A 23,904-nucleotide genomic window follows, 5' to 3' on the forward strand; every position below is an offset into this window, starting at 1 on the left:
TAGTGCCAGAGAGATCAGCCGAGGTCCAGTTCCCACGTTTCGTTGATCATGTCCTTGCCGAAGGCGTGCACCGCTTCTTCGGCCACCAGCCGGTAGCCCTTGCTCTGGTAGATATGGCGCGCTTCCTTCTGCTGGTCCGTGGTCCACAGGCGCATCTTGCGGTAGCCGGCCGCGCGCGCGAAGCGGTGGCATTCGTCCACCAGCCGCGAACCGAGGCCGTAGCCGCGTGCCTGCTCTTCCACCAGCAGCAGCCGCAGCTTGGCCACGCCCTCCTCGCCGCTGCGCGCCAGCGCGATCGAGCCGACCGGCTGGCCGTTCATTTCGGCGATCCAGCAGTGTTCCAGCGCCGGATCGAACTCGCGCTCGAAGTCGGCGCAGATCTGGCCGGCCAGCGCTTCAAAGCTGCGGTCCCAGCCCTGCTGCGTCGCATACAGCTCGCCGTGGCGGCGCGTGATCCACGCCATGTCGCCGGGACGGTGCCCGCGCAGCACGAACGGCTGGGCGTATTTGAGGCCGGCCTGCGCCTCCAGCAGCTCGCGGATGGTGCGCATCGCATCCAGCATGCGCAGCTGGTCCGCCTCGTCAAAGCGCGCCAGCATGTCGCCCACCTCGTCGCGCGAGCGGCGGTCCAGCGGCTCGTAGACGGCGCGGCCCTGCTGCGTCAGGTGCAGCAGCTTGGAGCGGCCATCGGTGGCCGATGGCACCTTGCTGACCAGGCCAGCGCTTTCAAACTTGGCGACGATGCGGCTCAGGTATCCGCGATCCAGCCCCAGGTCGCGGCACAGCGCGGAAGACGGCTGGTCGCCCTGGTGCGCCAGCTCGTACAGCACGCGCATCTCGGTCAGCGTGAATTCGCTGTGCAGCAGGCCTTCGCGCAGCACGCCGATCTGGCGCGTAAAGAATCGGTTGAAGGAACGGACCGCGGCAACGCGGTCGTTGAAAACAGGGGTGGGCATCGCGACTCCGGCAAATTGACACCTGCCGATTGTGCGATAATTTGCTGACTCAGTCAACAATGTGTCGCACCGTTGCACCAAGATGCGCCGCGCGCCGCCGATAATGTTAGAGTAAGGACAACACGACTACACGGCCACCGCCGTCTCCGCCATGTTAGCTGCGCCGATTCCGAGTTATGACCGTGAACGCCTCGCCGCCCTGCGCGAAATGCTGATCCTCGACACGCCGCCCGAAGAGCGCTTCGACAAGGTGGTGCAGTTCGCGGCGCACGAGTTCGACGTGCCGATCGCACTGATCTCGCTCATCGACGAGAACCGCCAGTGGTTCAAGGCACGCGTGGGTCTGGACGCCTGCGAGACCGGCCGCGACATCTCCTTCTGCGGCCATGCGATACTTCAGCCGGACATTTTCGTCATCCCCGATTCCCGCGCCGACCAGCGTTTTGCCGACAATCCGCTGGTCACCGGCGCGCCGCACGTCATCTTCTACGCCGGCGCGCCGTTGTCGATGCCGTCCGGCTTCGTCATCGGCACGCTCTGCCTGATCGACCACAAGCCGCGCAAGCTGGACGCCACCGAACTGGCGATCTTCGCGTCGCTGCGCGATTTGCTGGTGGAAGAACTGGCCAACCGCGAGGAGGCATCCGATGAATGAAGCGTCGAAGCATCTGAACATGCTGCTGGTGGAAGAGCAAACGCTGCTGCGCAAGACCGTCTCGATGACCGCGCGTTCGCTGGGCATCGGCACGGTGCACGAAGCGGCCACCATCCAGGCGGCCGAACGCATGCTGCGCGAGCGCGCATTCCAGGGCGCGGTGATCTCGATCGACTGCGGCGCGGGTCAAGGCTGTCAATACAACCTGGCCTTGCTGGACAAGGTTCGCAACGGCATGTCCGCCAGCGACGCGAAAATTCCGATCGCCGTCATGGTCGACCAGGCCACCACGGACCTGATGCGCGAACTGCGCGACCGCCAGGTCAGCCGCGTCATCCTCAAACCCTTACGCGCCAGGATCCTGCTGGAAGCGTTTGAGTCCTTCGGCGCAAAAAGATAGTCATCGCACAGAGCCGGTCCCCGGCGCGGCCTAGCATGGAAGCTTTCCAAGCCATGCCGAAGGAACCGCGATGAACGACATCCCCGATATGCAGGACTGCATCGACGCCTGCACCAACTGCCACCAGGCCTGCCTGCAAACGGCGCTGACGCACTGCCTGCAAATGGGCGGCAGGCACGTCGCGCCGGACCACTTCCGCCTGATGATGGACTGCGCCACCATCTGCGAAGCCTCCGCCAACCTGCAACTGAGCGGCTCTCCCTACAGCAGGCAGCTGTGCGCGCTGTGCGCGGAAATCTGTCACGCTTGCGCGCTCAGTTGCCTGGAACTGGATGGCATGGAGGAATGCGCCCGCGCCTGCGAGGCGTGCGAGCACACCTGCCGCGCCATGGCGGCTTGACTAGTAGATTTCCCGCGCCACTTCGCGCACGGATTTGAGCAGCAGCTGCGCCCCCGGCGAGAGAATGTGGCCGTCGACCATGATGATGCCGTAGGCGTCCATGCGGCATGGTAGTTCGATCGGCAGGATGTTCAACACGCCCTGCGCTTCGTAATACTGCGCCACCGCGATCGGCATCACGTTGAGCGCGTCGGTCTGCTGCAGCAGCGGTTTAATCAGCAGCACCGCCGTGGTGTCGACCACGTTCACCGGCACTTCCAGACCGGCGCGGCGGAACATCAGTTCGCAGCGCGCGCGCAGGATGCTGCCTTGCGGCGGCAGTACCCACGGCTGGCTGGCGATGTCGCGCAGTTGCAGGTTCTTTGCCTTCAGCAGCGGATGGCCGGCGCGCACCACCGCGCACGCCGGTTCATCGCCCAGTTCCTCGTAGCTCAGGCCCTCGGCGCTTTCGCGCTCCGGAATGCGGCCGATCATGAAGTCCAGCCGGCCGCGCTGCAACTGCTCCAGCAGCACGTTGGACTGTTCCATCTCGACGCCGATGCGCAGCTTGGGCGCCTGCTGCTTGGTACGCGTGATCGCCTGCGGCAGCAGCGCGATCCCCGGCGTCATGATGGTGCCGATGTCGACCTGCCCGCTCAAGCCGGCCTTGATGGCGACAATGTCTTCGTGCGCCGCGGAGAGACTGGTCAATGCCATGCGGGCGTGGCGTATCATGGTCTCGCCGTAGATGGTCGGCTCCATGCCGCGCGGCAGACGCTCGAACAACTGCACGCCCAGCATCTCCTCCAGGTCCTTCAGCTGCTTGGACGCGGCGGGCTGCGTCATGTGCAGCTCCTCGGAAGCGCGGTGGATATTGCGTTGTTCGTCCAGCGCGATCAGCAGCAGCAGCTGGCGCGTTTTCAGGCGCGCGCGCAGGAACCAGTTAGGGTTAGTATCCATGTTTTGATGATATCATGTTCGATATTGATTAATGGACAATATCGTTTATATCGATATCACTTGCAAGCAGCACTAGGGTTGGCCGCAGGGCCTTCCCTGGTCTGCTTGATGAACGGGATGGTGCCGTCGGCGTTGTAGGCAAACTCCTCGATCGCCACCGAACGACGGTACTCGCCGCCACCCGGCAGTTTGGCGTTGTGGTAGATGATGTAGTTCTTGCCATTGAACTCAATGATGGCCTGGTGGATGGTCTTGACCTTGACGTTCTTCGACATGATGACGCCCTGGTACTTCCACGGACCAGTGGCGCTTGGGCCGGTCATGTAGGCCGTCTCCTCCGGGAACTCGCGCGAGTAGGACAGGTAGTAGGTGCCGTTATGCTTGTGCAGGTAGGAAGCTTCGGTAAAGCGCTCCACCCCGACAGTGTGAATCGGGCCATCCAGCTCGATCATGTTCGGCTTCAGCTTCGCATACTTCAGCACCGAATTGCCCCAGTAGAGATAGGCCTGGCCGTCGTCATCCTGGAAAATCGCCGGATCGATGTCGTCCCAGGCGATTTTCGTTTCCAGCGTCATGTCGTTGGTGATGAGCGCCGAACCGCGCGCGTCGACAAACGGGCCTTCCGGCTTGTCGGAGACGGCAACGCCGATGGCGCGACCCGGAATGCTGGCGTGATCCACCGTCGCGTAGAAGTAGTATTTGCCATCGCGCTTGGTGATGTCGGCAGCCCACGCATCCACCTTGCCGATCGCCCATTTGAAGGCGGATGGCGCAATCGGCGAACCACGGTCGGTCCAGTTCTTCATGTCGCAGCTGCTGTACATGCGCCATTCCTTCATGACGTAGTCCTTGTCGGTTGGCGACGCCTGGTCGTGACCGACGTACAGATAGGCCACGCCGTTTTCCACGAACGCCGCCGGGTCGGCGGTGAACAGCTTCGGCAGGATGGGATTGGCGGCGTGCGCCGTGCAAGCCAGCAGGCTCGCCGCCGCGAACATCAAACTCTTTTTCAAGATACTCTCCACTGTTGTAGGTTTATTTTTTATTACCGCGCATCGTCATCACGCGCTGCACGACGCAGAAGACGAACAGCAGGCCGCCGATGACGATCTTGGTCCACCATGAACTGAGCGTGCCGTCGAACGCGATCAGCGTCTGGATGGAACCCAGCACCAGCACGCCGGTCAGCGCGCCCGCCACGTAGCCGTAGCCGCCGCTGAGCAGCGTGCCGCCGATGACCACGGCGGCAATCGCATCCAGCTCCGTGCCCTGCGCGTGCAGGCCGTAACCGGACAGCATGTAGAACGAGAACAGCACGCCGGCCAGCGCCGCGCAAAAACCGGAGAAGGCGTAGATCAGCACCTTGGTGCGCGCCACGCGCAACCCCATCATCAGCGCCGACTGCTCATTGCCGCCGACAGCGTAAATGGCGCGGCCAAACGGCGTGCAGTGCGCCACGTAGATGGCGGCCGCCAAGGTGGCCAGGGCAATCAGCGCGCCCGGCGACAGGAAGCAATCCCCGATCGGCAGCTGCGTTTGCGACATGGCGACGAAGAACGGGTCGTCGATGGTGATCGAGTTAATGCTGATCAGGTAGCACAGCCCGCGCGCCAGGAACATGCCGGCCAGCGTGACAATGAACGGCTGCAGCTTGAAATAATGGATCAACGCGCCCATGGCCGCACCGAACACCGTGCCCAGCACCAGCGCCACGGCGATCACCAGCAGCGGCGGCCAGTGCCAGGTTTGCAGCATCCAGGCACAGATCATGGTGGTCAGCGCCAGCACCGAGCCGACCGACAGGTCGATGCCGCCGGAAAGGATGACGAAGCTCATGCCGACCGCGATCACCAGCAGGAAGGCATTGTCGATCAACAGGTTGAACAACACCTGCACCGACAGGAAGCCCGGATACGCGGCGCCGCCGGCGCCCAGCAGGACCACCAGCAGGAACACCGTGATCAGCGACGTGAAGTATGGCGAAGACGTGAACTTCATTACGCATTACCTCGCACGCTGCGGCGCCACATGTTTTTAAACTCCGAGGACTGCGACACGCAAACCAGGAACACGACCACCGACTTGACCACCATGTTCACCTCCGGCGGCAGGCCGATGGAATAGATGGTGTAGGTCAGCGTTTGAATGATCAGCGCGCCGATCACGCTGCCGGCCAGGCTGAATTTACCGCCGGCCAGCGAGGTGCCGCCCAGCGTCACGGCCAGGATGGCGTCCAGCTCCAGCAGCAGGCCGGCGTTGTTGGCGTCCGCGCTCTTGATATTGGAAGTGATCATCAATCCCGCCACGCCTGCACACGCGCTGCAAAAAACATAGACGAAGAAGATCAGCACCGCGGTCTTCAAGCCGGCCAGCCGCGCCGCCACCGGATTGATGCCGACCGACTGGATGAACAGACCAAGCGCGGTCCGGCGCAGCAGCAGCGCGGTGACGATGAACACGGCGGCCACGATGTACAGCGAGAACGGCAAGCCAAACAGGTAGCCGCTGCCGAGGAAGAAGAACGGCTTGTAGTAGACCGTAATGATCTGGCCATCGGTGAACAGCTGCGCCAGTCCGCGCCCAGCCACCATCAGGATCAGCGTGGCGACGATCGGCTGCAGGCCAAGACCGGCCACCAGCGCGCCGTTCCATGCGCCGCACAGCAGCGCCGCCCCCAAGGCGGCAGCCAGCGCAAGCCACATCGGCGTGTTGGCGACATATTCAGGCACGCCGTTTTGCATGACCATGGTGCCGCCTATGAGCATCGCCGCGACCGTGCCGCTGATGGCCACCGTGGCGCCGACCGAAATGTCGATGCCGCGCGTGGCGATCACCAGCGTCATGCCGATGGCGGCGAGAATCAGCGGCGCGGCACGGTTGGCGATGTCGATCAAGCTGCCGTACAGGTGACCGTCCTTGATCTCCAGGTGGAAGAAGCCGGGAACCATGACCAGGTCGATCAGCAGCAGGATCGCCAATGCAGCCAGCGGACGGAATAAAGGGTGGTGCAACAACTTATGCATTCTCATCTCCAGCCGCGATCACGTGCAGCACGGTGGTTTCGTCCAGCGCGCCGCGCGGATACTCACCGCCAGCCTTGCGGTCGCGCATGACGACAACACGGTCGCTCACACGCAGCACTTCCGGCAGTTCGGACGAAATGAACAGGATGGACATGCCATTGCGGCACAGGGCCGACACGTAGTCCATGATCTCCTGCTTGGCGCGGACGTCGATGCCGCGCGTTGGCTCGTCCAGGATCAGCAGCTTCGGATCGGTCACCAGCCAGCGCGCCAGCAGCACCTTCTGCTGGTTGCCGCCGGAGAGCGAACCGATAGGTGTTTCAATGCTGGCGGTCTTGATGCCCAGCGCCTTCACGTATTCTTCCGCCAGCTGCTGCTGGCGTTTCAGGGGAATGGCGCGCATGATGCCCATGCGGGCCTGCAGCGCCAGGATCAGGTTTTCGCGCACCGACAGTTCGAGGATGGCGCCTTCGTGCTTGCGGTCCTCGGAGCAGAAACCGATGCCAGCGGCGATGGCGTCGCGCGGCGATGCGAAGCTTTGCTCCTTGCCGTCGATGGCGATCGTGCCGCCATCCGCCCTGTCCGCGCCGAACAGCAGGCGCGCGGCCTCCGTGCGGCCGGAACCCAGCAGGCCGGCAAGTCCCAGCAACTCGCCCTTGTGAATGTCCAGATCCATCGGCAGCAGCGCGCCCTTGCGGCTCAAACCGACCGCGCGCAGGAAGGATTGCCGGCGCGACGGCTCGGCCGCCACGGCAGCGGCAAGCGGCGCGGCAGCTTCGGTGGCGACCTGCGCACCGACCATCTTGTTGACCAGTTCCACGCGCGACAGGTCGGCAGCCAGGTACTCGCCTTCCCGCTCGCCGTTGCGCATCACCGTGATGCGATCGGAAATCGCATACGTCTGATCCAGGAAGTGCGTCACAAACAGAATCGCCATGCCCTGCTCGCGCAGACCGCGCAAAACGCTGAACAGCAGATCCACTTCCTTTTCATCGAGCGAGGATGTCGGCTCATCCAGTATCAGCACCTTGGCCGACACCAGCAGCGAGCGCGAAATGGCCACCATCTGCTGGATGGCCAGCGGATAGTGCGCCAGCGGCAGCGTCACATCGATCCGGATCTGCATCCGCTCCAGCAGCGCGGTCGCCTGCCTGGTCATGGTCGGCCAGTCGATGCGGCCAAGTTTGCGCGGATAACGGCCAATGAAGATGTTCTCCGCGACCGACAAGTTCGGGCACAGGTTCACTTCCTGATATACGGTGCTGATGCCATGGTTCTGCGCATCCAGCGTGGACTGCGGCTGTATCGCCTGGCCGGCCAGCAGGATCTGCCCATGGTCCGGCGCATACACGCCGGTCAGCACCTTGATCAGCGTGGACTTGCCGGCGCCGTTCTGGCCCATCAGCGTATGCACTTCACCGGGGAATAGATTGAGCGACACGCCATTCAAGGCCTGCACACCGGTGAAGGCCTTGCTGATGCCGCGCAGCTCCAGCACCGGGGCTGCGGGTGCGGAAGAAATCATCGTCATCGCATCAGTATTTACGGTTCGGGAATTCCTTGGCCGCGACTTCGGCCGGGAACACGCTTTCCTGCGTCACAACGCGCTTCGGCACCGCCTTGCCGGCGACGACATCCTTCGCGATCTGCATCAGCTGGGGGCCGAGCAGCGGATTGCATTCCACCGTCACGTTCAGCTTACCGGCGATCATGGCTTCGAACGCGCCCTTCACGCCGTCGATGGAAATGATGATGATGTCCTTGCCCGGCTTCAGTCCCGCTTCCTCGATCGCCTGGATCGCGCCGATGGCCATGTCGTCATTGTGCGCATACAGCACGTTGATCTTCTTGCCTTCGGCCTTGAGGAAGGCTTCCATCACCTCCTTGCCCTTGGCGCGGGTGAAGTCGCCGGTCTGCGAGCGGATTACCTTCAGCTTCGCATTGCCGGCGATGGCTTCTTCAAAGCCCTTCTTGCGGTCCAGTGCAGGCGCGGAACCCACGGTGCCTTGCAGTTCAACGATATTCAAAACGGCATCAGGCGTCTTCTTTTGACGCTCGACCAGCCAGTTGCCGGCGCGACGGCCTTCTTCCACGAAGTCCGAACCGAGGAAGCTGACGTACAGCGATGGATCGCTGACCTTGACGGCGCGGTCGGTCAGAATCACGGGAATTCTGGCGCGCTTGGCTTCCAGCAGCACCGTGTCCCAGCCCGATTCCACGACCGGCGAAAACGCGATTACGTCCACGCGCTGGGCGATGAAGGAGCGGATCGCCTTGACCTGGTTTTCCTGCTTTTGCTGGGCGTCCGCGAACTTGAGGGTCACGCCCTCCTTCTTCGCGGCGTCCTTGATCGATACAGTGTTCGCGGTGCGCCACTCGCTTTCGGCGCCCACTTGCGAGAAGCCGATCACCAGCGGCTTGGCGGCGAATGCGGCAGGCGCACCAAGGATGAAGGCGGCGGCAAGGCCGGTGGCCAGTACGGTTCTGCGATGGAAGGTCATGGCAATGTCTCCTGATCAGTTTTTATAGTGTTATTCGGATCAATACTATGAGAAACACAAATATCTATCCAATGATATTTTCACGTTCTGCAATATCATTTTTGGTATGTCAGCGCAGCAGGCGCAGGCCGTACAGGCCTCCGGCGACCGATCCATCGCGGGCGACAAACTTCACTACCAGCTTGCCAGTCGCTACGGCGCCGGGCGGTATGGCGTAATCGCGGGTGTACAGTTCCTGCGCGGCGCTGGCGTCGAGCCGGACTTCGGCCAGCAGCTTGTCGTTGATCAGGATATCGAAGCGGCGGCCGGCGTCGAGTTTTGAATATGTCAGCCGCAGGATGCGTGCTTCGCCTTTTTTGTCGGTCAGGTCGTAGCTGAACCAGCTGGTGGCGTGGCGCCAGTGCTTGCCCTTGTTGATGCCGGCGTCCGCGCCTTCGGCCTTGAAGAAGTGATCGGATTCCGGCTGCTGTTCGCCGGGCGCCACCTGGTCGATGGTCTGGGCGTCCAGCGCGAGACGCTCTTTTTCGTCCTGTGCGGCTTGCGCGCGGCGGCGCGCCAGGTCGCCCGGCGTGGAATACGGCCAGTAGACCACGTAGCGCGCATCGTGCACGCGGAAGAATGGCACGAAGGTGGTCGGGCCGGCGCCGGGCGACTGCACCAGTCCCGGCGCGGCGAAGGTCAGCGGCCGGCCCGGCACCGGCCGGAAGCGGCCGGCGAAGGCTGGGCTGTCGCTCACCAGCACCGGCGCCTGCTCCAGTGGGCATACCGGACCGCTGGCGATGTGCCCCATGCGCGAGTCGTCGGCCAGGTAGTTCAGCTGCTCGCCGGGGAATGGATTGGTTTTTGCCGCCAATACCATCGGGCCGTGCAGCACAGCGTAGTAAGCGGATTTGTCCGGCATCTGCTCCAGGCGTGTGGTCATCGGCAGGTAGACGACGACCTTGTCGCCGTCACGCCAGGGGCGGCGCACGTTGAGGTAGCGATCCGCGCCGATGGCGGCAGCCACCGGCTTGCCGTTGACGGTGATGCGCAACGCGCCCTGCGCCACCCACTCCGGATAGCGGATCTTCATTGTGAAGGTCTTGTTGCCTTTGACCGTGATGGTACTGCTGTCTTCATCCGGAAAGCGGTTGGACTGGCGGATTTGCACGCCCTGCTCTCGCCAGTCCAGCGTGGATGGGATGAACAGGTTGACGTACAAGCTGTCGCCGCGATGCGCGTAGATGAATTCTCCATACTTGGCGTGGCTTTCCAGGCCGGAGCCGACGCAGCACCACATGGCTTTCTGCGGCTGTGAATAGACGCGGTAGTGATTCGGCCGCATCGGCGTGAAGTAGACAAAGCCGCCGCTGCCCGGCCGCTGCGACGACAGGATATGGTTGTACAGCGCGCGCTCGTAGTAGTCGGCGTAACTGCCTTTGGCGTCGCCGGTGAACAGCAGCTCGGTGAGCTTGAGCATATTGTAGGTGTTGCAGGTCTCCGGCCCCTCGACCTCTTCGATCATCGATGAGAAGTCTTTGTCGTCGTGGAAGTGCTCCTTGACGCTGTTGCCGCCGATGGCGACCGTGCGGTGATCGTGGACGGTCTGCCAGAAGAACGCCACCGCCCGCTGCCAGTCGCGGCGCGACGTGACGTCGCCAATGCGCTTGAAGCCGATGACTTTCGGGATCTGCGTGTTGGCGTGCAGGCCGGTGAGCTGGTCCTTGCCGTCTTCCAGCGGCTGCAGGATGGCCTGGTGCGAAAAGCGGATAGCGAGGTCCATGTATTTCTGCTGGCCGGTCATTTGCGCGACATCGGCCAGAACTTCGTTCATGCCGCCGTGTTCCGCCCGCAGCATGGCTTGCATCTGTTCTTCGGTCAGGTGCGAGGTCAGGTCCAGCGTCCAGTCGCACAGGGCGATCAGCATGGCGCGCGCTTCCTGGTTGCCGGCGTAGGTGTAGGCATCGCGCAGGCCGGCGTAGGTCTTGTGCAGGTTGTACCAGGGGACCCACTTGCCGTTGACCGAGAAGTTGTCAGCCTGGAGTTTTCCCTGGGCGATTTCGCGCCACGCGCTGGCGCCGCCGGGAACGCCGCCGATATAGCCGTCACCATTGGCTTGCTGGCAGCGCTTGAGTTCTGCAACGAAATAGTTCAGGCGCTTGAGGACTTCGCGGTCGCCGGTGGCGGCGCACATCAGGGCCAGCGCGGACAGATAGTGGCCGCCCATGTGGCCATCGAGGCCGCTGGACTCCCAGTTGCCGTAGGTTGGCTGCTTGAGCGGCAGGCCGGCTTCGCGCATGAATGGGGCCAGCAGGCGGTCGGCGTCCAGAGAGAGGATGTAGCGCAGGTCGGTCTGCTGGGCTTCCAGGAATGGGCTTGGGCCGAGACGCACGGCGTTCAGCGGGAACAGCGCGATCTGAGCGCTTTCGTGCGCGGCTGCACCGCCGCCCAGCGCAGCCGCGCGCGTGCCTTGCTGCGCGGCCAAGGTGGTTGCGCCATCGGCGAAAACTCCGTGCGACGCGACCGTGGCTGCCGCGCCGGCGGCCATCTTCAGCGCGCGGCGGCGCGAGGACTGGCCGGCCATTATTTCGCCGGCAGCTGGTTGCTGCGATACTTGTTCAGATCCGCCTGATCGACGCCTGGCCAGCCGGCGGCGTCAAACTTCATCTCCATGATCTTCAGCTTTTGCAGGTAATTGTCCGCCGTCTCGTAAGCATGCAGCACCAGATAATCCTTGCCGTCCATGGTATAGGCGCTGTTGTGCCCCAGCCCCTTCCAGTCCTTGTCGCCGGCGATCAGCAGCGAGCCACCGCCCTTCAGCATATCGACGCCGTTCTTGTCCACATAAGGCCCGGTCACCTCCTTCGAGCGGCCGACCATCACGTGATAGGTGCTGTCAGCCTTCCTGCAGCACAAGCCGAAAGATACGAACAGGTAGTAGTAATCGCCCTTCCTGAAGATGAACGGCGCCTCGATCTCGCCCGGCCCGGCCTTCTCGGTGGCTGCGGCCTCGCCGCTGGTGCGACTGGCGATGGCATGCCACTCCTGCGGCTCGGCCAGGCCGGTCCAGTCCTTGTTCAGCTTCACCAGCTTCAAACCGCTCCAGAAGGAGCCGAACGACATCCAGGCATTGCCCTTGCCGTCCTCGATCACATTCGGATCGATGGCGTTCCAGTCGTCGCGCACCGGCACCGACTGCAGCACCATGCCCTGGTCCTCCCAGCGATAATCCGGCGAGCGCGGATTCAGCGTTTTATTGACGGTGACGCCGATGCCGGACGTGTTCTTGCCAAAGCCCGATACGGAATAGTACAGATAGTATTTCCCGTCATGGAACTGCACGTCCGGCGCCCAGATATGGTCGTCAAACGTCGGCGCGGCCTTCTTCGCCCACGTCGGCTGGCCCTTGAACACGCGGCCCTCCGGCGTCCAGTTCTTCAGATCCTTGGAGCTGTAGAAGGTGATGCCCGGCCCCGTGCTGAACACGTAGTAGGTATCGCCTTCCTTGGCCATCACCGGATCGTGCACGCTTACTTCCTTGGCCGGACAAGCCATTGCGGCCAGCGCTAACGCTACCGTCGATAAAACATACTTCATTGTGTGCTCCGTTTAGTTGCCGGTCCGCGCGCCCCAGATGGACACGCCGTCCGCCGATTGCGCCGTCCACGTCACCACAAACGCACTGGCGTTGGTATTCCACTGACGCGACAGCACGCCAACGAAAGTCCCGGTGGCGCCAAGTGCAATGGTGATCTTGTTGCTGCCGTTATGCTTCCATGTACCGCTGGCCGTGCCGGACACCGTGCCATCCGCCGCCAGCATCACATTCTGCGACGCCTTGAGCGTGGTCGAGATGTCCTTGCCGTGGTTGATCATCTTGTACGTGCCCGCCGCATCGGCCGCTGTCACTTCCGCCGACAGCGCGGTCGAGTTCTTGCTCAGCGGCGCGTAGCGGAACGGCGACACCACCAGCCAGCCGTCGACATTGATGAACATCTCATGCACGCGGATCTGGTGCAGCTCACCGGTGCCGGGAAAGCGCGTGTGGAAGATCAGGAAGTACTGGCCGGTGGACGCTTCGTAATAGGCCGAATTGTGGCCCGGCGACACGTAGCCCAGCGGCGTTCCCGTCTCGCCGGCCGCCAGGGCGAACTGGTGATTGCCCATGATCTTCTGGCCGTATGGCGCGATCGATGCATCGTCAAACAGCGGCAGCGCGGGATTGGCCTTGACGTTGGCCATGTCGTTGCCCTTCGCATCCAGATACGGACCGTCCGGATTCAACGATCGCGAAACGCGCATGTTGTAAGCGCCGTTGGCATCCAATCCGCCAAAGGACGTGAACAGGTAGTAGTACTTCGACTGCGGGCTGTACATCACATACGCGCCTTCGATGCGCGCGTGGTTGCCGCCCATCAGATGCTTGCCGTAGCCTTGGCCCGGCTTCTGCAAACCCGTAGCGGCGTCCATTTCCAGGATGAAGATGCCGCCCGAGTAGGAGCCGTAAATCATCCACAGCTTGCCGTTCTGGTCGAAGAAGGTGTTCGGATCGACCACGTTCGGCATTGTCAGCGCATCGTAGATGGTGACGCCGTCTTCGCCCGGCAGGCCCCACATGCCCGACTTGAGCAGAATCTGCTTGTTGACGTACGGGCCTTCCACCTTGTCCGCCACGGCGACGCCGAGCGCCGAACGCGGGGAGTCGCCCTTGCAGGCGCAGTAGTAGTGATAGAACTTGCCATCCGCGAGTTTCACGACGTCCGGCGCCCACAGGTCGGTCACCTGCGCCCAGGCGAAGGTGTCGGCCAGCGCGGTGATCACGTTGTTGAACAGCGGGTTGGTCGCGGTGACGTTGTCGGCGATCTTGGTCCAGTTCATCAGGTCCGTCGACCTGGCGGTGGCAAGGTGCGAGCCGAATACGTAGAACGTGCCGTCCACCTTGATGACGGATGGATCGTGGACCGAAGCGTCGGCGAACGTGATGGCGGTTGGTGTCGGCGTCGGTGTTGTCGTCGGCGAAGTCATTGAAGTGGCTGCGGCCGTGCCGCCGCCTCCGCCGCCGCCGCAACCTGTCAACAGCAGCGCAACGCCGCCGACAACGACTCTGCGGCGTGTGATCAGGATATCGTCCACGCGCTTACTCCACCGCCACCACGATCACGGCCTTGGCCGGAATCCTGACGGTCAGCTTGCCATCGGCGCCAGCGGCGGCGCTGAACGGTGCAGGCTTGATCGCGTTCGGCGACTGGAAGGTGTTATGGGTGTCCATTGCCGAGGAAGTCAGCACGCTGCCCTTCACCGCCTTGATCGCCTGGCCTGGAATATTCAGCGCCACATCGGCATCCTTGTTCGGATTGGTGTTCACCAGCGCCAGATACAGCTTGCCATCCGTGCCGCGCGCAGCCGAAGCGCTAATCTCCGGCACCTTGAAGCCGCCCGCGCTATAGTCCGGATTATCCTTGAGCGTCACCGGCAGCGAAGTCGCGCCCTGGAACGGCACGTACATCTGGTAGGTATAGTAGGTAGGCGTCAGCAGCATCCTGTCCTTGTCGGTGATGATCATCGACTGCAGCACATTGACCATCTGCGCGATATTCGTCATGCGCACGCGTTCCGCGTGAGCGTGGAAGATGTTGAAGTTAAGCGCCGCAACCACCGCATCGCGCAGGGTATTCTGCTGGAACAGGAAGCCGGGATTGGTGCCCTTCTCCACGTCATACCAGGTGCCCCACTCGTCGACGAACAGGCCCAGTTTTTTCTCCGGGTCGTTCTTGTCCATGGCGGCGCTGTTCTTCTGGATATGGCTTTCCATGCGCAGCGTGTTGGCCAGGGTGGAGATCCATTCGTTTTCCTGGAAACCGGTGGAAGCCCCTTTCACTTCCCACTTGCCGGTCGGGATGGTGTAGTAGTGGAAGCTGATGCCGTCGGTCTGCTTCTTCAGCTCCTTGCTCAGGACTTCGGACCACGTCACATCATTGTCGTTGCCGCCGCTGGCGATGATCTTCGGACGATACTGCTTGGGCGCGCGCAGGAAGGTCTCCACCTGCTTGTACACGTCCGAGTAGTACTGCGGACTCATATTGCCGCCGCAGCCCCAGGCTTCGTTACCCACCGCGAAGTAAGCCACCTTGAACGGCTTGTCATGGCCATTCTTGCGGCGCATATTGGCCAGCGTGGACTTGCTGTCGGAGGTCATGTACTCGATCCACTCCGACATCTCCTGCGCGCTGCCGGTGCCAAGGTTGCCGTTGACGTAGGCATCCGCGCCCAGCATCTCGACCAGGTCAAAGAATTCGTGCGTGCCGACGGCGTTGGATTCATCCACGCCGCCCCAGTTGGTGTTGACGTTGACCGGACGCTTCTCGCGCGCGCCGATGCCGTCGCGCCAGTGGTATTCGTCGGCGAAGCAGCCGCCCGGCCAGCGTACCAGCGGCACGTGGATGTTCTTCAGCGCGCCGACCACGTCGTTACGCCAGCCCTTGGTGTTCGGGATCTTCGATTTCGGGCCAACCCACAGGCCTTCATAGATGCCGGTGCCCAGGTGTTCGGCGAACTGGCCGTAGACGTCCTTGTTGATGACGGCGCCCGGCCTGGCGGCGTCGATGGTCAGGCTGACCGCATCGGCCGCGAAAGCGCCGCCGGAAGCCAGCATGCACAGGGCGAGTACGCCGCGTTGGATTTGATTCATATCTCCGTCTCCTTGATTTTATAGTTGGATGACAAAGCCGCCATGCGGCTTGATGGTTACGACTACTTTTTTGCCGGCAGCGATGCTGCGCTGGCTGAAATCACGCCCGCCTTCGCCGTCGGTGATGACGACGCCTTGTTTTTTGCCGACAAAGGACAGGTCCAGCGCCAGCGTTTTATCGGCCGTGGTGGCGTTGATGCCGGCGATATACCAGGTGTCGCCGGCGCGGCGCGCGATCACGACGTATTTGCCGGGATAGCCGTCCACCAGCCGGCTGTCGTCCCAGCTGCGCGGCAGGTTTTGCAGGAACTGCTTGACGTAGGCCGGCGCCGTCGCCATGCCTTCCGGCGTATCGGCGAAGTGCTGGATGCCGGACAGGTACAGCACCGACGTGGCCAGTTCAAAGCCGTTGCGGCTGGCGCGCCTGATGTTGGGAATATCGCCGAACACCACCGGTGTGAAATCCATCGGGTCGAACAGGTTGCGCGTGAACGGCAGCATGGCGGCGTGGCTGGGCATCAGGTCCTGGTCCTTCTGTTCGAAGGTGGTGTACTCGAAGCCGCGTATCGCTTCCATCGTCATCAGGTTGGGCCAGGTGCGCGCCCAGCCGCGCGGCAGCGTGGAACCGTGGAAGTTGAGCAGCAGGCCGGCGTCCGCGGCGTCGCGCAGGATGTTGTTGTAGTAGGCGATCATCGACTGGCCATCGCCGGCAAAGAAGTCGATTTTCAGGCCTTTGATGCCGATGTCGCGCAGGCGCTGGAACTCCTTGATGCGCTGCTCGTGCGTGAGCAGTTGGCCCTTCGGTGAGTATTCGGTTTTGTTCCATGCACCGGACGAGTTGTACCAGAGGATGAGGCCAACGTTTTTCGTCGCCGCGTAGTCGGCCAGTTCCTTGATCTTGTCATAGCCGATGTTGCGGTCCCAGTTGACGTCAATCAGGGTGTAATCCCAATGCATGTCGGCGGCGTAGTCGATGAATTTCTTCTGTACGTCGTAGACGATGGAATCGTCTTTCAGGATGGCCCAGCTCCAGGAGGCATGCCCTGGCTTGACGCGCGAGGCGTCAAAGGCGACCGCCGGTGCGGCCAGGTCGGTGCCCAGCGTGGAGTTGGTGACGATTGCCAGCGAACCGAGGGCGATAACGCGCCACGGCGAGGTGAGCGTGCCTTCCACTTCCGCCATCAGGCCGCCATTGGTGTAGACCTCCGCGGACATGGGATTGCCGATGCTGTATTTGCCGCCGCTGGAGTCCTGCGCCAGGCGGGAGGCTTGCCAGGTGCCATCCATATTCGCTTCCGAGATGGCGATCCAGTTGGCGCCGGCCTTGAACAGTGCAGGAAAGACCCAGCCCGCCTCGGTCGGCGACCTGGTGCCGGCCGGGATCTCCATCTGGTAGTGCTCTTCGTAGGAGGGATTGGTGTCGCTCCAACCGGTTTGCGCGACGGACATCGGTTGCAGCCAGGCCTTGGCGCCGGCCGGCAACGCGAAGGTGGTGTGTTCCTGCACCAGCTTTTTCAGCGGCAGCGACGGCTCGGCGACCACGTAGCGGAAGGCGACGCCATCGTTCGATACGCGGAAGGTGATGTCGATCTTTTGCTGTCGGGCGTTTTGCAGCGACCAGGTTTGTTCGTTGGCGCGGTAGCTGATGTCCTTGCGTTTGCCGACGGCCATCTGGTAGTGGTCTTCCACCAGGTGTGGGGCGCTTGTGGCGGTCAGCGTCAGATCGTCGGTCAGGTTGGCGCCGGCGAGTTGTAGGCCAAGGTCGGAGGCCAGCAGCACAGGCTTGCCGTCGCGGGCGATGGCGTACTTTAACGCGCCGTCTGTTTCGCTGACGGTGACGGCGATGTGCTGATCCGGGCTGCGAAGCGCGGTGTTTTGCGGGGCGGCCTGCGCGATGGATGCGAGCGATGCGGCGGCGCAGGTCAGCGCCGTGACTACGGTTGTCTTCACCATGTTCCTACCATTTTTTCTATGGTTGCTATACCCCGCCGCATCGATGTGCGGTGTCTCCGGGGGCGAACGGTGCTACTGCAGGCGGTTTATACCCAGCCTGCGTCGACGATGAATTCCTGCGCGGTGCACATGGCGCCGTCGTCGGCGGCCAGGAACAGCACCATCGATGCGACGTGCTGCGGCATCAGTTTGTTTTGCAGGCACTGGTTGCGCTTGATGTCGTCTTCGCCGGCATCGTCCAGCCACAAATCGATCTGGCGCTGGGTCATCACCCAGCCTGGCGTGACGGTATTGACGCGGATGCCGTGCGCACCGAACTCACGCGCCAGGCCGCGTGTCAGGCCATGCGTCGCGGCCTTGGTGGTGGCGTAGGCTGGATAGCCGGCATTCTTGACGTGCCATGAGATCGAGCCAACGTTGATGATGGAGCCGGCGCCCTTCTTCTTCATGCCTTCCAACACCGCCTGGCAGGTAAAGAACATCGGCCGCTGGTTGACGGCGATGCACTTGTCCCAGAATTCCTGCGTGACGTCGGCGGTTTCGTGGCGCTGGTCGTTGGCGGCGTTGTTCACCAGGACGTCGAAGTCGCCGACAAGGCCAGATAGTTCGGTCATCGTGGCTTGCAACGCCGGGATGTCTGTGATGTCGCACTGGCGGAACAGCGGTTCGGGATAGCCGGCTTCCTTCACGCGGCGTATCAGCGCCAGGCTGGGATCGCGGGCGATATCGACGAAGGCGACTTGCGCGCCTTGCTCGGCGAACGAGATCACCATCGCTTCGCCGATGCCGGTGCCGCCGCCGGTGATGAATACGCGCTTGCCGCGCAGGCTGCCGAACTTGGCCAGTTGTGTCATACAGTCTCCGTTATGTACGTCTTTTTTATTTGCGGGTTAGCTCGCCATCGCGGCGCAGCCAGGTGGCCGAGCCGTTGTCGCGCAGGACTTCAGGCAGCAAGGCCTGCGACAGGTTCTGGTAGCTCACCGGACGCAGAAAGCGCGAAATCGCGCCCGTGCCGACCGACGTCGAGCGGCCGTCCGAAGTCGATGGGAACGGACCGCCGTGCACCATGGCGCTGCACACTTCCACGCCGGTCGGATAGCCGTTCGCCAGAATGCGGCCGACTTTACGCTCCAGCACCGGCAGCAGAGACTGCGCCGCTTCCAGGTCGCCCTCGTCCATTTGCAGCGTGGCGGTCAGCTGGCCTTCCAGCTTCTCCGCAACCTGGCGCAGTTCCGCCACGTCCTTGCACGCCACCACCAGTGAAGCCGGTCCAAAGATCTCTTCCTGCAGCGCATGCTGCGACAGGAACGATGCGGCGCTCGACACGAACAACGCCGGAGCCCCCTTGCCTTCCGCCTGCGGCGCCAGTGCCAGCGTCTTCACATCCGCATGCTCCGCCAGCTGGCTGACGCCGCGCGCGAAGTTGCCGGCGATCCCCGGCGACAGCATCGAGCAGGCCGCGCCGCCCACCAGCGCTTGCGACGCTGCCGCGGTGAAGCGGTCCAGATCAGGACCGGCGATCGCCAGCACCAGGCCAGGATTGGTGCACAGCTGGCCCACGCCCAAGGTCAGCGAGCCGGCGAAACCAGCGGCGATGTCTTCGGCGCGGTTTTTCAGCGCTTCCGGCAGCAGGAACACCGGATTGATCGAACTCATTTCGGCATACACCGGAATCGGTACCGGACGCGCGGCCGCAGCGGCCATCAACGCCATACCGCCGCCACGCGAGCCGGTGAAGCCGACCGCCTTGATGGCCGGATGACGCACCAGTTCAATACCCAGCTCATTGCCAACGCCGGTCAGCAGCGAGAACACGCCAGCCGGCAGGCCGCAGATCTCGACAGCTTTCACAACGGCGCGGCCGACCAGCTCCGAGGTGCCTGGATGCGCAAAGTGCGCCTTCAGCACCACCGGGCAGCCGGCGGCCAGTGCCGACGCGGTGTCGCCACCGGCCACAGAAAACGCCAACGGGAAGTTACTGGCCGCGAAAACAGCCACAGGGCCAAGGCCGATCATGCGCATCCGCAGGTCGGGACGCGGCGGCGTCCGGTCCGGCAGCGCTTTATCAAAGCGTACATCGTGCCACGAGCCTTCGCGCAGCAGGTTGGCAAACATTTTCAGCTGACCGACGGTGCGGCCACGCTCTCCCTCGATGCGGACGCGTGGCAGGCTGGTTTCCGCCATCACGCGCTCCACCAGCTCATCGCCCAGCTCCATGATCTGGTCGCCGATGGTTTCGAGGAAGTAGGCGCGCTTGTCGTCGCTCAGCGCACGGAAGGTATCGAACGCCTCATCGGCCAGGCGGCAGGCCAGGTCGATCTGCGATGCGTCCACGGTGCGGAACTCAGGCTCGATGACCTGGCCCAGCGCCGGATTGTAAGCACGGACGCCAGCGCCCGTGCCCTTGACGGCTTTGCCGCCGATCAGTGCATCACCGGTGATGTTCATAGTGTTTTCACTTTCGCGACGTCGGTTTTAAACACGGTCAGCTTGTTGCGCAGGGCCGGACCAAATTGCGGCGAGTCGATTTCAAAGGTTTCGCCAGGCTGCACGACAATGTTGTCGGCCACGCTCAGGGTGGCGGTGCCGAAGAAATGCACATGCACGTCGCCCGGACGCCTGAACAGCGGGTACTTGAAATGGTGATGTTCCAGGTTGGCGATGGTGTGCGACATATTCTGTTCGCCGCTGAAGAATGGCTTCTCCCAGCGCACCTTGCCTTCCTTGTCGTAAATGCGCGAGGTGCCTTCGATGCTGGCTGGCGCTTCGCCGACCAGCAGCGCCGGGCCCAGGCCGCAGACGCGCAGCTTGGAGTGCGCCAGATACAGGTAGTTCTGGCGTTCGGTCACGTGGTCCGAGAATTCGTTACCGATGGCGAAGCCGACGCGGTATGGCTGGCCGTCGTCGCCGATCACATACAGGCCGGCGACTTCCGGTTCTTCGCCGCCGTCCAGCGCGAAGTCCGGCATCGCCAGGTCCTGGCCGCTGGCGGCAACGATGGAGCCGTCGCCCTTGTAGAACCATTCCGGCTGCACGCCGGCGCTGCCGGCGGCTGGCTTGCCGCCTTCCACGCCCATGCGAAACATCTTCATGGAGTCGCTCAGGGATTCGACGTCGCCGCCGATTTTCTTGTGCATGGCGTCGCGAGTGTCGGCGCTGCCCAGGTGGGTCAGGCCGGTGCCGGTGACGTAGGTGTGAGCGTCGTCGGTGTGATCCAGCGGCGACAGCAGGCGACCGGCAGCAGCCACGGCGTCGAAGGCCGCGGTTTGCGCGCCGACCGATTTATCCACCAGCGCAGCCAGGCCGACCGATTTGCGGATCGCATCCTGGGCCAGCGCGTAGGTGGTGCTGTAGCCGTCGATGATGCGGATGGTGTTCTGTTCCAGCACGCCGACCTGGCGCGCGCCTTGTTCGTTCTTGAATTGTACGAGTAGCATGAAGAATCTCCGGATTAATGCGAGTGGCGTGGCACGGCGGAGCCGCGATTCCCGACCAGGAAGTCGAAGTCGCAGCCTTCGTCGGCCTGCAGCACGTGCTCGATGTACAGCTGCTGGTAGCCGGTCTTCGGCCCCGGCGCACTGCCCTGCACGCGGACCGCCTGGCGTGCCGCCATCTCTTCGTCCGAAATCTCCAGGTTCAGCAAACCGCCGGCGCAATCGAGCGTGATCCAGTCGCCGTCCTTGACGATGCCCAGCGGGCCGCCGGCCATGGCTTCCGGCGCCACGTGCAGCACCACGGTGCCGTAGGCCGTGCCCGACATGCGCGCATCCGAAATCCGCACCATGTCCTTGACGCCAGCCGCCAGCAGCTTGGGCGGCAGGCCCATATTGCCCACTTCCGCCATGCCCGGATAACCTTTCGGGCCGCAGTTCTTCATCACCAGCACCGAGTCCTTGTCCACCTCCAGATTCGGGTCCATGATGCGCGACTTGTAATGCTCGAAGTCCTCGAACACCACGGCCTTGCCGCGATGCTGCATCAGCTCCGGCGTGGCGGCCGATGGCTTCAGCACCGCGCCGCGCGGCGCCAGGTTGCCGCGCAAAATGCAGATGCCGCCGTCCTTGCGGATCGGATTGTCCAGCGTGCGGATGACTTCCTCGTCGCAGATCGGCGCATCGTGGCAGTTTTCCCAGATGGTCTTGCCGTTGACGGTCAGCGCATTCGGATGCGGCAGGATGTTACCGTCGCCCATGCGGCGGATCACCCCCGGCAGGCCGCCGGCGTAATAGAACTCTTCCATCAGGAAGCGGCCCGATGGCAGCAGGTCGACGATGGTCGGCGTGCCGCGTCCCACGCGGGTCCAGTCTTCCAGTTCCAGATCGACACCGATACGGCCGGCGATGGCCTTCAGGTGGATCACGGCGTTGGTCGAACCGCCGATGGCGGCGTTGACGCGGATCGCATTTTCAAAATTCTCCTTGGTCAGGATCTTCGACAACTTCAGATCCTGCTTCACCATTTCGACGATGCGGATGCCCGACATATGCGCCAGCACGTAGCGGCGCGCATCGACGGCGGGAATGGCGGCATTGTGTGGCAGCGAGGTGCCCAGCGATTCGGCCATGCAGGCCATGGTCGACGCGGTGCCCATGGTGTTGCAGGTGCCGGCGGAACGCGAGTGGCCCGCTTCGGCGCCGATGAAATCGTGCATCGAAATTTCGCCAGCCTTGACCTGCTCGTGCAGCTGCCAGACGGCGGTGCCGGAGCCGATGTTCTTGCCGTTCAGTTTACCGTTCAGCATCGGGCCGCCGGTGACGACGATGGTCGGAATGTCGACCGAGGCGGCGCCCATCAGCAGCGCCGGTGTGGTCTTGTCGCAGCCGACCAGCAGGACGACGCCGTCCATCGGATTGCCGCGTATGGATTCTTCGACGTCCATCGACGCCAGGTTACGGGTCAACATCGCGGTGGGACGCAGGTTCGATTCGCCGTTGGAGAAGACCGGGAATTCGACCGGGAAGCCGCCGGCTTCGTAGATGCCGCGCTTGACGTGTTCCGCCAGTTTGCGGAAGTGGGCGTTGCAGGGGGTCAGTTCAGACCAGGTGTTACAGATGCCGATGATCGGCTTGCCTTCGAATTCGTGATCAGGAATCCCCTGATTTTTCATCCAGCTGCGATACATGAAGCCGTTTTTGTCCTGGGTACCAAACCACTCGGCGGAGCGCAGCTTCACCTTTTTGTCATTCTCAGACATGCATTTCTCCTCAGTATTTTCCTGTGCGGGAGCCTGAATGTCACGCCCCCGCATCGATTAGGCATACTAAGATGTACTGAGATAACTTTCCAATAAAATGTTTATCGATATCGATACCAAAATCGATATACCTAGACCGTCGAGAAGCGGTAAGCCATCACCGTCGAATACTCCTCGTTCGGACGCAGGATCGCCGAGGGAAAGTCGGCGCGGTTCGGCGAATCCGGGAAGTGCTGCGGTTCGAGACAGAAACCGCTGCGATAGCCGTAGATGCGCCCTTTTCCGCTGATGCTATCATCGAGGAAGTTGCCGCTGTAGAACTGGATACCCGGCTCCTGCGACAGCACTTCCAGCACCCGGCCGGACGCGCGGTCGACCACGCGGGCCGCCACTTCCAGCGCTTTTTCAGCGGATTTATTCAGCACGAAGTTATGGTCGTAGCCCGAGCCGTAACCCAGTTGCTCATCCTTTTGGCCGATCCGTTCGCCGATGGTGTGCGGCGTGCGGAAGTCGAACGGCGTGCCTTCGACCGCCGCCGGCGCGCCCACCGGAATCAGGCCGCTGCCCACCGGCGTATAGGCGTCGCCGAAAATGGTCAGCTCGTGACCCAGGATATCGCCCTTGCCGGCCAGGTTGAAATAGGCGTGGTTGGTCAGGTTCATCGGCGTGGCCTTGTCGGCGACGGCGTGGAAAGCGATACGCAGTTCGTTATTGTCACGCAGTTCGTAGATGACGGTGATTTCGGCATTGCCAGGGTAGCCCTGATCGCCGTCCGGGCTGACGTAGCTCAGGATCAGGCCCACGGACTTGGGCGTGTTGAAGGTTTCGGCATCCCACAGTTTGCGGTGGAAGCCCTCGGCGCCGCCGTGCAGGTGATTGGCGCCGTCGTTCAGGTCCAGCTGAAAGGTCTCGCCGTCCAGCGTGAAGCGGCCGTTGGCGATGCGGTTGCCGTAGCGGCCGATCAGCGCGCCGAAGTAGTTCGATTCGCCCATATAGGCGGCGACGTTGTCGAAGCCGTGGCAGACGTCGGCCAGCACGCCGTCGCGGTCCGGCACGTGCAGTTCGGCGATCACGCCGCCAAGGTTGCTGATCTTCGCCACCATGCCGTTGGCGTTGGTCAGCGTGTAGAGCGTGGCTTCGCGGCCGTCCGCCAGTGCGCCAAAGGGGGATTCAGTAATCGTTGCTTGCATGTTGACTCTTTAATGACGCGGCGGCC

20 protein-coding genes are annotated in these 23,904 nt (G+C 62.8%); 3 read left to right on the top strand and 17 right to left on the bottom strand.

Annotation, left to right across the window (positions count from 1 at the left end; all coding sequences use genetic code 11):
• Nucleotides 1–14: 14 nt before the first annotated feature.
• Nucleotides 15–956 (bottom strand): bifunctional helix-turn-helix transcriptional regulator/GNAT family N-acetyltransferase, encoded by a 942-nt coding sequence (locus GJ698_RS18075; protein ID WP_154359244.1) that lies wholly within the window; start codon nt 954–956, stop codon nt 15–17.
• A 151-nt stretch (nt 957–1,107) separates the two neighbouring features.
• Here GJ698_RS18075 and GJ698_RS18080 point away from each other — a divergent pair, with 151 nt between their 5' ends.
• The 3 genes from GJ698_RS18080 to GJ698_RS18090 all read left to right on the top strand — a co-directional run bounded on the left by GJ698_RS18080 (nt 1,108) and on the right by GJ698_RS18090 (nt 2,411).
• Nucleotides 1,108–1,611: a GAF domain-containing protein gene (locus GJ698_RS18080; RefSeq protein ID WP_154359245.1), complete on the top strand. Its 504-nt coding sequence runs from the start codon at nt 1,108–1,110 to the stop codon at nt 1,609–1,611.
• Nucleotides 1,604–2,011, top strand: a complete 408-nt coding sequence (locus GJ698_RS18085) for a DNA-binding transcriptional response regulator (RefSeq protein ID WP_154359246.1) — start codon at nt 1,604–1,606, stop codon at nt 2,009–2,011. Before GJ698_RS18080 ends, GJ698_RS18085 begins: the two co-directional genes overlap by 8 nt.
• Before the next feature lie 70 nt (nt 2,012–2,081).
• Nucleotides 2,082–2,411 carry a four-helix bundle copper-binding protein gene (locus tag GJ698_RS18090; RefSeq protein ID WP_154359247.1) on the top strand — a complete coding sequence of 110 codons (330 nt, stop codon included), beginning with the start codon at nt 2,082–2,084 and terminating at the stop codon, nt 2,409–2,411.
• Here the strand turns inward: GJ698_RS18090 and GJ698_RS18095 are convergent, their stop codons facing one another.
• The 16 genes from GJ698_RS18095 to GJ698_RS18170 form a co-directional block, all read right to left on the bottom strand.
• Nucleotides 2,412–3,350, bottom strand: a complete 939-nt coding sequence (locus GJ698_RS18095) for a LysR family transcriptional regulator (protein WP_154359248.1) — start codon at nt 3,348–3,350, stop codon at nt 2,412–2,414.
• Between the two features lie 56 nt (nt 3,351–3,406).
• Nucleotides 3,407–4,348 carry a glycoside hydrolase family 43 protein gene (locus tag GJ698_RS18100; protein WP_154359298.1) on the bottom strand — a complete coding sequence of 314 codons (942 nt, stop codon included), beginning with the start codon at nt 4,346–4,348 and terminating at the stop codon, nt 3,407–3,409.
• Nucleotides 4,349–4,385: 37 nt separating this feature from the next.
• The gene (gene yjfF / locus GJ698_RS18105) at nt 4,386–5,348 is read right to left on the bottom strand and encodes a galactofuranose ABC transporter, permease protein YjfF (protein ID WP_154359249.1); all 963 of its coding nucleotides are present in this window, start codon (nt 5,346–5,348) and stop codon (nt 4,386–4,388) included.
• Nucleotides 5,348–6,373: an ABC transporter permease gene (locus tag GJ698_RS18110; RefSeq protein ID WP_307766657.1), complete on the bottom strand. Its 1,026-nt coding sequence runs from the start codon at nt 6,371–6,373 to the stop codon at nt 5,348–5,350. Before GJ698_RS18110 ends, yjfF begins: the two co-directional genes overlap by 1 nt.
• Entirely contained in the window at nt 6,366–7,904 is a 1,539-nt protein-coding gene (locus GJ698_RS18115; RefSeq protein WP_154359251.1) for a sugar ABC transporter ATP-binding protein, read from the bottom strand. Before GJ698_RS18115 ends, GJ698_RS18110 begins: the two co-directional genes overlap by 8 nt.
• A gap of 4 nt (nt 7,905–7,908) precedes the next feature.
• Nucleotides 7,909–8,874 carry an ABC transporter substrate-binding protein gene (locus tag GJ698_RS18120; RefSeq protein ID WP_154359252.1) on the bottom strand — a complete coding sequence of 322 codons (966 nt, stop codon included), beginning with the start codon at nt 8,872–8,874 and terminating at the stop codon, nt 7,909–7,911.
• A 109-nt stretch (nt 8,875–8,983) separates the two neighbouring features.
• Entirely contained in the window at nt 8,984–11,437 is a 2,454-nt protein-coding gene (locus tag GJ698_RS18125; RefSeq protein WP_229260051.1) for a glycoside hydrolase family 127 protein, read from the bottom strand.
• Entirely contained in the window at nt 11,437–12,450 is a 1,014-nt protein-coding gene (locus GJ698_RS18130) for an arabinan endo-1,5-alpha-L-arabinosidase (protein WP_154359253.1), read from the bottom strand. Before GJ698_RS18130 ends, GJ698_RS18125 begins: the two co-directional genes overlap by 1 nt.
• A 12-nt stretch (nt 12,451–12,462) precedes the next feature.
• Complete coding sequence (locus GJ698_RS18135) at nt 12,463–13,986, bottom strand: glycoside hydrolase family 43 protein (RefSeq protein ID WP_371865373.1); 1,524 nt, start codon at nt 13,984–13,986, stop codon at nt 12,463–12,465.
• Between the two features lie 4 nt (nt 13,987–13,990).
• Nucleotides 13,991–15,541 (bottom strand): alpha-N-arabinofuranosidase, encoded by a 1,551-nt coding sequence (locus GJ698_RS18140; RefSeq protein WP_154359254.1) that lies wholly within the window; start codon nt 15,539–15,541, stop codon nt 13,991–13,993.
• Between the two features lie 18 nt (nt 15,542–15,559).
• Nucleotides 15,560–17,494: a glycoside hydrolase family 97 protein gene (locus tag GJ698_RS18145; RefSeq protein WP_154359255.1), complete on the bottom strand. Its 1,935-nt coding sequence runs from the start codon at nt 17,492–17,494 to the stop codon at nt 15,560–15,562.
• Between the two features lie 86 nt (nt 17,495–17,580).
• Nucleotides 17,581–18,348, bottom strand: coding sequence for an SDR family NAD(P)-dependent oxidoreductase (locus tag GJ698_RS18150; protein ID WP_154359256.1), 768 nt, complete (start codon nt 18,346–18,348; stop codon nt 17,581–17,583).
• A 25-nt stretch (nt 18,349–18,373) separates the two neighbouring features.
• On the bottom strand, nt 18,374–19,942 hold the full coding sequence (locus GJ698_RS18155) for an aldehyde dehydrogenase (NADP(+)) (protein ID WP_154359257.1): 1,569 nt from the start codon (nt 19,940–19,942) through the stop codon (nt 18,374–18,376).
• Nucleotides 19,939–20,931 (bottom strand): AraD1 family protein, encoded by a 993-nt coding sequence (gene araD1 / locus GJ698_RS18160; RefSeq protein WP_154359258.1) that lies wholly within the window; start codon nt 20,929–20,931, stop codon nt 19,939–19,941. Before araD1 ends, GJ698_RS18155 begins: the two co-directional genes overlap by 4 nt.
• A 14-nt stretch (nt 20,932–20,945) precedes the next feature.
• Complete coding sequence (locus GJ698_RS18165) at nt 20,946–22,688, bottom strand: IlvD/Edd family dehydratase (protein ID WP_154359259.1); 1,743 nt, start codon at nt 22,686–22,688, stop codon at nt 20,946–20,948.
• Nucleotides 22,689–22,819: 131 nt separating this feature from the next.
• Nucleotides 22,820–23,878, bottom strand: coding sequence for an aldose epimerase family protein (locus tag GJ698_RS18170; RefSeq protein ID WP_154359260.1), 1,059 nt, complete (start codon nt 23,876–23,878; stop codon nt 22,820–22,822).
• Nucleotides 23,879–23,904 lie beyond the last annotated feature (26 nt).

Origin of the sequence: Duganella aquatilis, from assembly GCF_009674565.1 — a bacterium.
GTDB classification, from domain to species: domain Bacteria; phylum Pseudomonadota; class Gammaproteobacteria; order Burkholderiales; family Burkholderiaceae_D; genus Rugamonas; species Rugamonas aquatilis.